At 72.5% G+C, this 12,499-nt stretch carries 12 protein-coding genes; 4 read left to right on the forward strand and 8 right to left on the reverse strand.

The annotated features are described in order from the left end of the window. Nucleotides 1-58 precede the first annotated feature (58 nt). A complete protein-coding gene (locus LX83_RS03750) occupies nucleotides 59-571 on the reverse strand; it encodes a mycothiol transferase (RefSeq protein ID WP_253767054.1) in 513 nt (170 codons plus the stop codon). A 127-nt stretch (nucleotides 572-698) separates the two neighbouring features. On the opposite strand from LX83_RS03750, the gene LX83_RS03755 reads away from it, so the two are divergent. The 3 genes from LX83_RS03755 (at nucleotide 699) to LX83_RS03765 (ending at nucleotide 3,993) form a co-directional block, all read left to right on the forward strand. After that, nucleotides 699-1,439 (forward strand): TetR/AcrR family transcriptional regulator, encoded by a 741-nt coding sequence (locus tag LX83_RS03755; protein WP_253767056.1) that lies wholly within the window; start codon nucleotides 699-701, stop codon nucleotides 1,437-1,439. Next, nucleotides 1,436-2,617: an FAD-dependent oxidoreductase gene (locus LX83_RS03760; protein ID WP_253767058.1), complete on the forward strand. Its 1,182-nt coding sequence runs from the start codon at nucleotides 1,436-1,438 to the stop codon at nucleotides 2,615-2,617. Before LX83_RS03755 ends, LX83_RS03760 begins: the two co-directional genes overlap by 4 nt. 236 nt (nucleotides 2,618-2,853) lie before the next feature. After that, nucleotides 2,854-3,993 (forward strand): phospholipase D-like domain-containing protein, encoded by a 1,140-nt coding sequence (locus LX83_RS03765; protein WP_253767060.1) that lies wholly within the window; start codon nucleotides 2,854-2,856, stop codon nucleotides 3,991-3,993. 63 nt (nucleotides 3,994-4,056) lie between these two features. On the opposite strand, the gene LX83_RS03770 is transcribed toward LX83_RS03765, so the two are convergent. The 7 genes from LX83_RS03770 to LX83_RS03800 form a co-directional block, all read right to left on the reverse strand. After that, entirely contained in the window at nucleotides 4,057-4,437 is a 381-nt protein-coding gene (locus LX83_RS03770; protein ID WP_253767062.1) for an MmcQ/YjbR family DNA-binding protein, read from the reverse strand. Between the two features lie 35 nt (nucleotides 4,438-4,472). Further along, nucleotides 4,473-6,356: a LamG-like jellyroll fold domain-containing protein gene (locus tag LX83_RS03775; RefSeq protein ID WP_253767064.1), complete on the reverse strand. Its 1,884-nt coding sequence runs from the start codon at nucleotides 6,354-6,356 to the stop codon at nucleotides 4,473-4,475. A 178-nt stretch (nucleotides 6,357-6,534) separates the two neighbouring features. After that, the gene (locus LX83_RS03780; protein ID WP_253767066.1) at nucleotides 6,535-7,320 is read right to left on the reverse strand and encodes an ATP-binding cassette domain-containing protein; all 786 of its coding nucleotides are present in this window, start codon (nucleotides 7,318-7,320) and stop codon (nucleotides 6,535-6,537) included. Between the two features lie 5 nt (nucleotides 7,321-7,325). After that, complete coding sequence (locus LX83_RS03785) at nucleotides 7,326-8,396, reverse strand: ABC transporter permease (RefSeq protein WP_253767068.1); 1,071 nt, start codon at nucleotides 8,394-8,396, stop codon at nucleotides 7,326-7,328. Between the two features lie 8 nt (nucleotides 8,397-8,404). Continuing rightward, the gene (locus LX83_RS03790; RefSeq protein ID WP_253767070.1) at nucleotides 8,405-9,409 is read right to left on the reverse strand and encodes a sugar ABC transporter substrate-binding protein; all 1,005 of its coding nucleotides are present in this window, start codon (nucleotides 9,407-9,409) and stop codon (nucleotides 8,405-8,407) included. Then, nucleotides 9,406-10,305: a TIM barrel protein gene (locus LX83_RS03795; RefSeq protein WP_253767072.1), complete on the reverse strand. Its 900-nt coding sequence runs from the start codon at nucleotides 10,303-10,305 to the stop codon at nucleotides 9,406-9,408. Before LX83_RS03795 ends, LX83_RS03790 begins: the two co-directional genes overlap by 4 nt. Further along, nucleotides 10,302-11,309, reverse strand: coding sequence for a Gfo/Idh/MocA family protein (locus tag LX83_RS03800; protein WP_253767074.1), 1,008 nt, complete (start codon nucleotides 11,307-11,309; stop codon nucleotides 10,302-10,304). The genes LX83_RS03795 and LX83_RS03800 overlap by 4 nt, the downstream gene beginning before the upstream one ends. Nucleotides 11,310-11,430: 121 nt before the next feature. Between LX83_RS03800 and LX83_RS03805 the strand changes: the two genes are divergently transcribed. Beyond that, entirely contained in the window at nucleotides 11,431-12,465 is a 1,035-nt protein-coding gene (locus LX83_RS03805; protein WP_253767077.1) for a LacI family DNA-binding transcriptional regulator, read from the forward strand. Nucleotides 12,466-12,499 lie beyond the last annotated feature (34 nt).

The following is a 12,499-nucleotide window of genomic DNA, read 5'->3' on the forward strand; positions in this document are numbered from 1 at the left end:
ACACCCACCCGGCCCCCTGCCCGCGTCCGCGCCGGCAGGGGGCCGCTGGTTTCCCCGCTCAGCGCCGGCGCAGCAGCACGCCCCTGAGGTAGGCGGCCTGGCCGGCGTGCTGGAGGTCGTCCGAGATGACGCTGACCAGTCGCACCCCCAGGGTCACCGGCGGGTCCCACGCCTCGTCCACCACGCGGCCCAGGTCGGCGTCCTGGATCGTGCGGACGAACTGGACGGTCTGGTCGTGCACGGCGTCGTGGTAGTCGGTGAGCAGCGCGGCCGACTCGACCCGGACGGCGGCCACCTCCGCGCTGCTGTGCCCGTAGCCGATGTCTCCGACGGGAAAGGGCAGGCCGAACCGGTCGGCCCAGCCCTGTGCCCGCCACACCTGCTCGGTGCCGGCGACCTCGGCGACGTGGTCGTCCTGGACGCGGCTGAGGTGCCACACCAGCCAGGCGATCGAGTTCGCCTCGCTGTCCAGGCGGGCGGCCAGTTCGTCGGGGGAGAGGTCGGCGACCGCGTGGTGCACGGTCTCGCGGATCCGGCCGAAGGCGTCGGCGAGTAGGTCGGCGCTGGTCACAGGAGGCTCCTCGGGCTGACTGCGGACAACGAACCCATCCTGGCACCCGGGACTTCCCGCCGCCGGCCGGGACGAACACGTTCGTCACGAACTTGTTCGGAACGAACGCGTTCGTTAGGTTGGGTCGGTGACACCACGACCGAAGAACCAGGCCAGCAGGCGGGAGCGGCCGGCGAAACCCGCCCTGACCCGCGAGGGGATCGTCGCGACCGCGGTCGCCGTGCTGCGTGCGGAGGGGCTGGAGAAGGTGACCATGCGGCGCCTGGCCCAGGAGCTGGACACCGGTCCGGCCTCGCTGTACGTGTACGTGGCCAGCACGGCCGAGCTGCACGCGGCCGTGCTGGACGAGCTGCTGGGCGAGGTGGACCTGGACCAGGCCGCCAGCCAGGGCGACTGGCGCGAGCGCGTGATCGGCGTGCTCAGCTCCTACATCACCGTGCTGTTCGCCCACCCGGCGCTGGCCCGCTCGGCGCTGACCGTGTGGCCCAGCGGCGAGAACTACCTGCGGCTGCTGGAGCGGCTGCTGGCGCTGCTGGACGAGGGCGGCGTGCCGCCGGTGCAGGCCGCCTGGGGCGTGGACCTGCTGCTCCAGGTCGCCACCGCCACCGCGGCCGAGCAGTCCACCCGCGGCCAGTCCGGCGACGCCGACAGGGAGTGGGACGACCTGACCCGCGCCCTGCACGAGGTCGACGAGCGGACCCACCCCCACCTGCGCGCACTGGCGGCGAGCCTGCTGGCCGGCACGCCCGGGCAGCGCCGGACCTGGGGCTTCCAGGTGCTGCTCAACGGCATCGTGCACACCCCGGCGCCCCACCCCGACCACTCCAGCCACCACTCGGCCACACCACACGGAGGAACACGACCATGACGACCCCGACCCCGGCCGCGACCACCCCGACCGCGACCACGGCGACCCGGTCCCACCACCCGATCGCGATCATCGGTGCCGGCCTCAGCGGCCTCACCCTGGCCAGGGTGCTGCACGTGAACGGCATCCGGGCCGCTGTCTTCGACCTGGAGGCATCGCCGAGCGCCCGCACCCAGGGCGGCATGCTCGACATCCACGAGGATTCCGGCCAACGCGCGCTGCGCGCCGCCGGCCTGCACGACGCGTTCCGCCGCCTGGTGCACGTGGGTGGGCAGGCACTGCGCATCGTCGACCCGCGCGGTGTGCTCCGGCTGGCCGAGGAGGACGACGGCACCGGTGAGCGCCCCGAGGTGGACCGGGGACAGCTGCGGGACCTGCTGCTGGACTCGCTCCCCGCCGGCACCGTCCACTGGGGACACAAGGCGACCGGTGCCCGCGCGCTGGGCGGTGGCCGGCACGAGGTGAGCTTCGCCGACGGCGGCACGATCACCACGGATCTGCTGGTCGGCGCGGACGGCGCCTGGTCGCGGATCCGTCCCCTGGTCTCCTCGGCGGTCCCCGCCTACACCGGGATCTCCTTCGTGGAGACCGATCTGCGCGAGGCCGACGTCCGCCACCCGGTCAGCGCCGCCCTGGTCGGCGGCGGGTTCTTCCTCTGCCTCGGTGACCACAAGGGCTTTCTCGCCCACCGCGAGGCCGACGGCGGTCTGCACGTCTACACCGCGCTCAGGGTTGGCGCGGACTGGCTCGACAGCATCGACTTCACCGAGCCCGAGGTGGCCAAGAAGGCCGTGCTCGCCCAGTTCGACGGCTGGGCCGAAGCACTGCGCGCGCTGGTCGCCGACGCCGACGGTCCCGTGGTGCCGCGGCACATCCACGCCCTGCCCGTCGGCCACCGCTGGGACCGCGTCCCCGGGGTGACGCTGCTGGGCGATGCCGCGCACCTGATGTCGCCGTTCGCCGGGGAAGGCGCCAACCTGGCCATGCTCGACGGCGCCGAACTCGGCCAGGCGATCGCCGCTCACCCCGGCGACACCGAGGCCGCGCTGGCCGCCTACGAACACGCGCTCTTCCCGCGCGGCGCGGCCGCCGCCGAGGAGTCCGCCGCCAGCCTGGCGACGATGTTCGGCGACACCGCCCTGCAGGACGTGCTCGCCCAGTTCACCGCGCACCAGTAGAGCGCGGCCGCCCACATCTGCCCGGCACGGCCCTGGGCGGGCACGCCGGGCAGGCGTAGCGGGTGCCCCGGATGCCACGGCTGGACACCGCCAGGTGGACGCTGTCACGACGCAGTGAGGTTAATTATTTACGAACTGCTTGTCTTTTTGTGGGGTTGTGTCTACACCTGTACCTCCCGCACCGGGGCCGATCACCGCGCACCCGGGCGGCTCTGGTTTCAACGGGGAGGAACATGATGAGACCGTTACGCGCCATGCTGGTGGCCCTGGCGGCGGCGGCCGCCGTGCTGGTGCCCAGCATCGCCAGCCCGCCGGCCTCCGCCGCGGTCGGGTCCGGCGCCGTGTTCAACGACCCCACCGACCCGGCCAAGCAGTACGCGATCCGCGACCACCTGCGCTCGCTCATCCAGGGCGCGCCGGCCGGCTCGACGATCAGCATCGCGATCTACCACTTCACCGACACCACGGTGTCCACCGACCTGCTGGCCGCGCGGGACCGGGGGGTCAACGTCCGCCTGGTCGCCGACTACTCGTCCGCGTCGTCCGCGCCGGTGGTGAGCCTGGTCAACGCGCTGGGCACCGACCAGGCCAAGTCGTCCTGGGTCACGCTGTGCACCAAGGACGCCGCGTGCATCGGCAGCACCGGAACGCCGATCATGCACAACAAGTTCTTCCTGTTCTCCAGCACCTCCGGCTCGACCAACGTGGTGGTGCAGTCCTCGGCGAACCTGACCAAGGCCAACGCCGAGAACTACTGGAACAACGCGGTCACCGTGGTGGGCAACACCGACCTGTACAACGGATACCTGAGCTACTTCAAGGATCTGGCGGCCAAGCGCAAGAACAGCGACTACTACCGGACCGTGAGCGCCGGCAACGTCAAGGCGTACTTCTTCCCCCGGGCCGGCACGACGGCGGACACCGACACCGTCTACAACATGCTCAACGAGAACGTGACCTGCGAGGGCAACACCAGTGTCGGCACCCAGACCGGGCGCACCATCATCAGGATCGGCATGTGGTACTTCAGCCGTGACAACATCGCCAGGAAACTGCGCGAGCTGGCCGACCGGAAGTGCTGGATCGAGGTCGTCTACACCACGATGGACGACGGCAGCCGGAGCTACCTGAGCGGTCACGACCGGATCGTGCTCTACCGGATCGACGACGGCACCCACATCGTGCACTCCAAGTACCTGCTGGTCGAGGGCACCTACGCGGGGGTCAAGGACAGCAAGTGGGTGTTCACCGGCAGCCACAACTACACCAACGCCGCGCTGCGGGAGAATGACGAGGCGCTGGTGCGGATCCAGTCGAACGCGATCCACGACCAGTACCGCGCGAACTTCTGGGCGCTGCGGACCGCCGCCTCCTGACCGACCACGGCGGGATCGACCTCGCGTCCCCGCCCGCCGCGGCGGGGACGCGGCCCCCGGGGATCACTCAGCGGCACCAGCGCTGAGCCCCACCCACCTGAGCTTCTCCTGCTGCCGCCGGGACAGCCCGGCCACCACCAGGTCGTAGGAGTCCTCGATCATCTCGCGGACGAGCTGGTCGGGCACTGACCCGTCCAGCACAACCGTGTTCCAGTGCCGCTTGTTCAGGTGGTAGCCGGCGGTGATCGCGGGGTAGCGCGTGCGCAGCTGCACGGCCAGGTCCGGATCGCACTTGAGGCTCACCCGCAGTGGCGCGGACGTCAGCCGGCTGAGCGCGAACATCTTCCCCGCGACCTTGAACACGCTGCTGTCCTCGCCGAAGGGGAACTCCTCGCCGGCCCCGGGAAAGGTCAGGCAGAACGCCTTGAGAGCTGCCGGTGTCACCCGCCCACCCTACCGCCCGGAACCGGGGCAGGCGCCTAGCGCACGGCGGTGAGGAACTGGTCGGGGCGCAGCGCGGCGGCCACGATGCGGGTGTCGCCGATCCAGCCGTAGTAGCCCTGGCCGTACTCCGCCGCGAACTGGGTGCCGCCGATGGCGAACGGCTTGCCCAGCGTGGTGATGCCCCTGGAGTCCTCGTCGGCGTTGCGGGCGATGCGTGATCCGTCCACATAGGTCACCGTGCGCCGGCCGTCGTTGACCACGGCCACGTGCGTCCACCGTCCCACCGGCAGGGCGTGGCTCCACGACGTGGGATCGGCGTCCCGGTCCACCGGGTAGACGACGAACTGGAGGAAGCGCTCACCGGACAGGTTGAGGCTGCACGTGGGCTCGTCCGGTGACCAGCCACTGGTCTTGCCCGCGTCGCCGCTGCGGCCCTCCCAGCTGAGGATGCCCATGAACGCGTGATCGCCCTCGAAGGGATCGGGCAGCTTGATGAACGTCTCGATGGTGTAGCCGGACTCGAACCGCGCGCGGGTGAGCGGGGCGGTGGCCGAGGTCCGCAGCACCGCGCCGCGGTCGGGGTTCCTGCCGCCGCCGAAGCGCAGGCTGGCGTGCGCTGGCTGGGCCTGGTGGTGGTCGGCCGACCAGGTGAGCACGTCCGGTGGGCTGGCGTGCAGGTGTGTGACGGTCAGGTCGTTGCCGTTGCCGGACAGGTCACGGGCGACGGTGCCGGCAGCCACGGCCGCACCGTCGGTTCCCGCGCCGGCCAGGCCGTCGCGGTCGAAGCGCCAGTAGGCCACGGTGCCTCGGACCAGCACGGACCGGGCGGGCCGGGCCGGCGGCGGGCTGGGCGGGGCGAAACCGGCGAAGCGCTCGGCGAAGTCGAGTTCGACGGTGAACCGGTCGGCCTCCCCGCTCAGCTCCACGGTCTCGGCCTCCAGAGTGGACCGTCGCGCCGGGTCACCGGCGAGCAGCCAGGGCGAGAACGTGGACACGTCGATGGTGTTGCGCGCCAGGTCGAACCGGTAGTACCGCACCATGCCGGCACCGCCGTAGTAGCGGTCCTGGTAGTTGGTGATGTGCAGGTGCACCGGGTTGCCGTGGTCGTTGACCAGGGTGGTGCGGCCCGCCGGCCAGTAGTGGCCGTTGAGGGTGAGGAAGATCTGGTCGTTGCGCCGGATCAGCCGGTCCCACAGCCGCTGGCCGTGGTCGGAGAGCGCGGCGTGGCCGGCGTCGTCGGGCGCGACCAGGTCGTGGGTGGTGAGGATGGTGGGCAGGCGCGGGTTGCGGTCGAGAACCTGTTGCGCCCAGGCGATTCCCTGGTCGGACACGCGCCAGTCCAGGGCGAGCAGCAACCACTGCCGGCCGCCCGCGTCCAGCACGTGGTGGCTGTGGTAGCCGTCGGGCGAGGACCCTCGGTAGGTGGACATCCCGGCGAACCGGCGGGGCCCGAAGGTGCGCAGGTACGGCGTGTCACCGCGCTGGTCGTCCCCGCCGGAGGGCACGTCGTGGTTGCCGGCGAGCACGCTGTGCGGGAGCTTCCCCCGCAGCGTGGCGAACACCTGGTCGGCCAGCCGCATCTCCCGCTCGGTGCCGTGTTCGGTGACGTCGCCGAGGTGCGCCAGGAACACGATGTTGTCCTGCTGGCGCCGCCGGATGAGGTGGCGCAGGGTTTCCCGCACCGGCTCCGGGTCGGAACCGCCCTCGTCCAGCAGGTACTGGGTGTCCGGGAACACCGCGAGGGTGAACCGGGGGCTGTGCGCGTCGACCGGTCCCCCGCCCGGGGCGGTCGCCTCCGTCGCCTGTGCGCTGGGCGTGCCCAGCACGGCCGGGGCGGCCGCGGCGGCGACCGGCGCGCCCAGCGCCGCCTGCAACAGGGTGCGGCGGGCCACGTCACGGGACCGAGGACGCTCGTCCATGCGGTTGTCTCCTGGCTGGGATCGGAAAGCGGCGGGACGTGATCATCCTGCTGTCCGGGTCTGGCGCGGCGGTGACGACCGGCCCAACGCCAGGCACCCAGCGGCTGAAGTCCCGTCGGCGCACCGGACGGCCTGTCCGGACGTGCCCGGCCAGGGGCGGCCGGCCCAGCCGCGGTGCCTACCCGATTCCCCTGCCGCGCAACTCGTGCGCGAGTTCGTCCAACTCGGCACCGCCGGCCATCTGCCGGGTCAGCTCCGCCAGCGTGATCTCGTCCTTCTCGTGGCAGCCGAGGCTGCGGCCCCGCTTGAGCACCAGGAACCGGTCGCCCACCAGGTGGGCGTGGTGCGGGTTGTGACTGATCAGCACGACCCCGAGGCCGCGGTCGCGGGCCTGGGCCACGTACCTGAGCACCACACCCGCCTGCTTGACGCCCAGCGCGGCCGTGGGCTCGTCCAGGATCAGCACCTTCGCGCCGAAGTGCACGGCACGCGCGATGGCCAGGCACTGCCGTTCGCCACCGGACAGGGTGCCCACCGGCTGCTCGACGTCGCGCAGGTGGATGCCCATGTCCGCCAGCGCGCGCCGGGTGGTGTCGATGGCCAGCCCGCGGTCGATGATCCGCAGCGGGCCGATCCGGCGGAGCGGTTCCGCGCCGAGGAAGAAGTTGCGCCACACGCTCATCAGCGGCACCACGGCCAGGTCCTGGTACACCGTGGCGATGCCGTGCTCCAGTGCCTCGCGCGGCGAGGCGAACCGCACCGGGCTGCCCTGGAACAGCAGCTCGCCCGCGTCGTGCTGGTGCGCCCCGGCGAGCACCTTGATCAGCGTGGACTTGCCGGCGCCGTTGTCACCGAGCACGCAGGTCACCTGTCCCGGATTGACCACGGTGGACACGTCGCGCAGCGCGACCACGCTGCCGTAGTTCTTGCCGAGGCCGCGGGCCTCCAGCAGTGGCTCGGCCACGCCGTTCACCTCCTGGCCCGTTCCGCGCGGCGGCGGAAGGTGTTGTTGACCAGCACGGCGCCGAGCAGCAGCACGCCGAGGAACAGGAAGAACCAGTCGTTGTCCCAGCGGGCGAACACGATGCCCTGGCGCACCATGCCGAAGATCAGCGCGCCGATCGCCGCGCCGACCGCCGAGCCGAACCCGCCGGTGAGCAGGCAGCCGCCGATCACCGCGGCGATGATGAACTGGAACTCCAGACCGACCCCCTGGTTGGCCTGGACGCTGGCGAAGCGCAGGATGTTGATGGTGCCGACCAGCCAGCCGGCCAGCGCGGTGGTCATGAACAGCAGGATCTTGGTGCGCGTCACCGGAACGCCCACGGCGCGGGCGCTGCCGGCCGCGCCGCCCACCGCGAAGATCCAGTTGCCCAGCCGGGAGCGCAGCAGCACCAGCGAGGCGATCACCGCGGCCCCGACCCACCAGGCGATGGAGATCTGGAACGCGTGCCCGCCCAGGTCCACTGTGGAGGCGAACACGAAGCCCGCTGACTCGTAGCCGGGTGCCGAGCGGATGCCCGACACCTGGACCGTGCCGGTGACCAGCCGGGTCACCCCGAGGTTGAGGCCCTGCAACGCGAAGAACGTGCCCAGGGTGACGATGAAGCTGGGCAGTCCGGTGCGCATCACCAGGAAACCGTTGAACGCGCCCACGGCCAGCGCGAACGCCAGGGACAGCAGCAGCGCCAGCCACACGTTCCAGCCCAGCCGGGTGGCCAGCATCGCGGTGACCAGCGCGGTGGACGCGGTCATCACGCCGGCGGACAGGTCGAACTCGCCGCCGATCATCAGCAGGGCCACGGCGACCGCCATGATGCCCAGCGTCGCCGAGTCGTCCAGCCAGGTCGCCACGCCCAGCGGGGACAGGAACTGGTCGGTGATGGCCGAGAAGAACACGAACACCCCGACCGCGCCCAGCAGCGCGCCGAGTTCCGGGCGGGCCACCAGCCGACCGAGCAGCCCCTGCCCGCGCACGCGCTCGTCGGGCGCGCCGGGTGTGGGGCCACGTGCCGCGCGCACCGCCGTGGGGTCAGCCATGGTTCCTCCTACCGGGTGCCGCGTCGGGCGTACTCGCCGACGGTGTCCACATTGGAGCTGTCCACGAAACCGGGACCGGTGAGCACGGGCTGGCCGCCGCCCACCGTGTTGGCGTTCTCCAGGTACAGCTTCAGGTACACGACCGGCAGGTAGCCCTGTTCGTACTGCTGCTGGTCCACGGCGAACAGCAGTTCGCCCGCCTTGATCGCGCCGACCACGTCCGCGTTGAGGTCGAAGGTGGCCACGGCCGCGCCCGACCCGGACTCGCGCACCGCGTTCACCGCGTTCGCCGCGGTCTGCGGGTTGAGCGTGAGCACCGCGTCGATGCCGGGGTCGGACTGCAGCGCACCCCTGATCCGGGACTGCGAGTCGGTGGGGTTGTTGATGTCGACCTGGAGGTTGGTCACCTGCCCGCCGGCGAAGCCCTGCCGCGCGCCGTCGCAGCGCTGGTTCAGCGTCGCCACCCCGGCCTGGTGGATCACGCACAGCAGCCGGTGCCTGCCGGCCTGGGCCAGCCGCTGGCCCGCCGCCTGACCGGCGACGGTCTCGGTCTGCCCGACGTGGGCGATGGCGCCGAACTCGGTGCTGTGCTCCGCGCCGGAGTTGATGGTGATGACCGGGATGCCGGCGCCCACCGCGCCCGCCACCGAGGCGCGCAGCGCGTCCGGGCTGCCCAGCGAGACCACCACGCCGTCGGCGCCCTGGGCCACGGCGTTGTCGACCAGCTTGGCCTGGTTGCCCGGGTCGGGGTCGGCCTGGTAGGAGACGTCGACGTCGAGGTCGGCGCCGGCCTGCTCAGCGCCGTTCTTGACCACGTTCCAGAACGCGTCGCCCGGGGTGCCGTGGCTGACCACGACGATCCGCAGTGGACCGGTGCGAGTGGACTGCTGACCGGCGGTGCCGGCCGGTGCGGGCGCCTCGGCCTTGGGGCCGGTGCAGGCGGCGAGGGCGAGCACACCGGTCAGGAGGGCCAGCAGCGCGCCACGTCGTCGGGGATCGCGCGGGGTTCTCATCGTCCTACCCGTGGTGTCGAGAGTGTCGGGGCGAGCCGGGCCAGGTGGGCCAGGCTGCGTGCGGTGTCGCGGCGGGGGGCGTCGGCCGCGCCGGGCTGATCGGTCAACGCGGTGTCCTGTTCGAGCACGTACCAGCCGCGGTAGCCGGCCGCGTGCACCGAGCGGATGACCGACCCGGTGTCCACGTCGCCGTCGCCGAGCGGGACGAACAGACCGCGCGCCACCGCCGCGGCGAACGGCACGGTGTTGGCGCGGACCTGAGCCGCCAGCTCGGCGCGGACGTCCTTGAGGTGGACGTGGCCGATCCGGTCGGCGTGCCGCCGCGCCAGGGCCACCGGGTCGGTGCCGCCGACCAGCAGGTGCCCGGTGTCCAGGCACAGCGGCAGGGACGAGTCCGCGAGGAACCGCTCCACCTCGGCCTCGGTCTCCACGTGGGTGCCGACGTGGGGGTGCAGCACGGTGCGCACGCCGTGCCCGGCCACCACCTCCGCCACCCGCGCGGCCGTGGCCACCAGGGTCCGCCACCGCCGGTCGTCCAGCGCCGGGCGTTCGTCGTAGCCGGCCAGGCCGGTGGCGGCGGCCAGCACCAGCACCTCACCGCCACAGCGCGCGATCAGCGCCGCGGTCTCGGCCGCGGTGTCCACAGTGGAGCGCTCGGTCGCCGGATCGTGCAGTGGCACCGCGAGGAAGCCGCCGACCAGGCCGAGGCCGTGCCTGGCCAGCAGTGGCACGGGGTCGGCAGGCAGGTAGCCTGGCGGGCCGAGTTCGGTGGCGGCCAGGCCGAGTTCGGCCATCTGGCCGAGTACCAGGTCGGCGTCGAGCACCCGGCCCCAGCCGGGCACCTCGCTGACGCCCCAGGAGATCGGCGCCCCGGCCAGCCGCAGCCCCGCGGTCATGCCGTCGCTCCCACCGGTCCGTCCACCCGCACCGGCCGGCCGGTGCGCACCGACTCCTCGCACGCCTCGGCCAGCCGCAGGCTGACCAGGCTCTCCCCGGGCGGGGACGGGTTGGCCGCGCGGCCGGCCACGACGTCGAGGAACACCCGCACCTCGTTGACGTAGGCGGCGTGGTAGCGCTCGGTGAACGAGCGCCACGGCCGGGTGGGGCCGCGCCCGCCCGCGTCCAGGGAGACCAGCGGGGTGTGCTCGTCCACGCCGACCGCCAGGGTGTCGGCGCTGGTGAACACCTCCAGCCGGCAGTCGTAGCCGACCGGGTCGTGCCGGCCGGCGGACAGCAGCGCGTGCGCCCCGCCGGCGAAGCGCAGCGTCACCACGGCGTTGTCCACATCGGACATCGCGGCGAACGCGGCGTCCACCAGCACCGAGCCGGCCGCGTACACCTCGGTCACCGGCTCGTTGACCAGCCAGGGCACCGCGTCCAGGTCGTGGATCAGGCAGTCCCGGAACAACCCGCCCGAGGTGGCCACGAACTCGCGGGGCGGCGGCAGGTGGTCGTTGCACACCGCGCGCACCAGGTAGACCGAGCCGGCCTCGCCGGAGCGCAGCCGCCGGTGCAGTTCGACGGTGGGCGGGTCGAACCGGCGCTGGAAGCCGACCAGCACCGGGACCCCGCTGGCCTCGATCTCGGCGACCAGCGCGGTCATCGCGGCCAGGTCGGGCGCGAGCGGCTTCTCGCAGAGCACCGGCGTGCCGGCGGCGATGGCCCGGCGGACCAGGTCCGGGTGCGTGTCGGTGGGGGTGGCCACCACCAGCCCGGCCGCGCCGAGCAGCTCGTCCACGGTGTCCACGGCCCGCGCCCGGCCGCCCAGGGACGCGGCGGCCGCCGCCGCCCGGCCGGGAACCGCGTCGTGCAGCAGGACCTGGTCGATCTCGGGCAGGGACGCGAGGTTGGCCGCGTGCATGGAACCGATGCGGCCAACCCCGGCTACTGCTACGTCCATCGTTGCGGCTCCGTTCCGTCTTGGCAGGCAGGACCGGGTTAGAGCGCTCCAACAAATTAGAGCGCTCCAATGCTGTAACCTCGGTCACGCTGCTGTCAACCCCGGTAACACGGAGGTGAACATGACGCGGCCGACCATGGCCGACGTCGCGGCCCGTGCCGGTGTGTCGCGCGCGCTGGTGTCGCTGGTCATGCGCGGCTCGCCCAAGGTCAGTGCGCAGCGCAGGCAGGCGGTGCTGCGCGCGGCGGAGGAACTGGGCTACTCGCCGCACGCCATGGCGCGGTCACTGGCCTCGCGCACCTCGACCCTGCTCGGGGTGATGGTCTCCGACCTGCACAACGCGTTCTTCGCCGAGGTCGTCGACGGCCTGGAGGAGGTGGCCAGCGACCGGGGTTTCGAGCTGATCATCAACACCGGCGGCCGCCGGGCCGCGCGGGAGCGCAGGGCCGTGGCCAGCCTGCTGTCCTTCCGGCCGGCCGGGCTGGCGCTGCTCGGCCCGGTGGTCGCGGCATCGGTGATCGCCGACGCGGCCGGCTCCACCCCGGTCGTGCTCGTCGCGCGGAGCTGCCGATTGTCCACAGTGGACAGCATCAACGACGACGGCCGGGTCGGGTCCGGGCTGGCCGTCAACCACCTCGTCCGACTGGGACACTCCAGGATCGTGCACTTCGACGGGGGCAGCGGCTCCCAGGCGGCCCAGCGGCGGCGCGGCTACGTGGCGGCGATGCGCGCCCACGGGCTGGAGCCCGTGGTGCTGCACAGCGAGTACACCGACACCGCCGGGGCGCGCACCGTGGCGCGGCTGCTGGAGCGGTTCGACCCGCTGCCCACCGCGATCGTGGCCGCCAACGACGTCAACGCGATCGGGGCGATCTCCGCGCTCGACGCGGTGGGCCTGCGGGTGCCCGGGGACATCTCGGTGATCGGCTACGACAACACCTCGCTGTCCGCGCTCGCCCACATCGGACTCACCACGATCGACCAGCCGCGCCACGACATGGGCCGGCTCGCCGCCGAGGCGCTGCTGCAGCGGGTGCGCCACGGGCGGACCGCACCGGTGCACCACCTGCTCCGGCCCACACTGGTCGAGCGCGCCAGCACCGCCGCCCCGCCCGGCCGACCGGCCCGGGGGCGCCGGCAGGGCGGGGCCGGGTGAGTCGGTAGACCTGTCCGATGTGGACGGCCGTCGG

Source organism: Goodfellowiella coeruleoviolacea, assembly GCF_024171785.1.
Taxonomy (GTDB): Bacteria; Actinomycetota; Actinomycetes; order Mycobacteriales; family Pseudonocardiaceae; genus Goodfellowiella; species Goodfellowiella coeruleoviolacea.

Excerpts from the sequence above, each read along its gene's own strand:
- LX83_RS03760 (WP_253767058.1), top strand. The coding sequence starts at position 1,436 with ATGACGACCCCGACCCCGGCCGCGACCACCCCGACCGCGACCACGGCG.
- LX83_RS03765 (WP_253767060.1), top strand. The coding sequence starts at position 2,854 with ATGAGACCGTTACGCGCCATGCTGGTGGCCCTGGCGGCGGCGGCCGCC.
- LX83_RS03775 (WP_253767064.1), bottom strand. The coding sequence starts at position 6,356 with ATGGACGAGCGTCCTCGGTCCCGTGACGTGGCCCGCCGCACCCTGTTG.
- LX83_RS03785 (WP_253767068.1), bottom strand. The coding sequence starts at position 8,396 with ATGGCTGACCCCACGGCGGTGCGCGCGGCACGTGGCCCCACACCCGGC.
- LX83_RS03790 (WP_253767070.1), bottom strand. The coding sequence starts at position 9,409 with ATGAGAACCCCGCGCGATCCCCGACGACGTGGCGCGCTGCTGGCCCTC.
- LX83_RS03795 (WP_253767072.1), bottom strand. The coding sequence starts at position 10,305 with ATGACCGCGGGGCTGCGGCTGGCCGGGGCGCCGATCTCCTGGGGCGTC.
- LX83_RS03800 (WP_253767074.1), bottom strand. The coding sequence starts at position 11,309 with ATGGACGTAGCAGTAGCCGGGGTTGGCCGCATCGGTTCCATGCACGCG.
- LX83_RS03805 (WP_253767077.1), top strand. The coding sequence starts at position 11,431 with ATGACGCGGCCGACCATGGCCGACGTCGCGGCCCGTGCCGGTGTGTCG.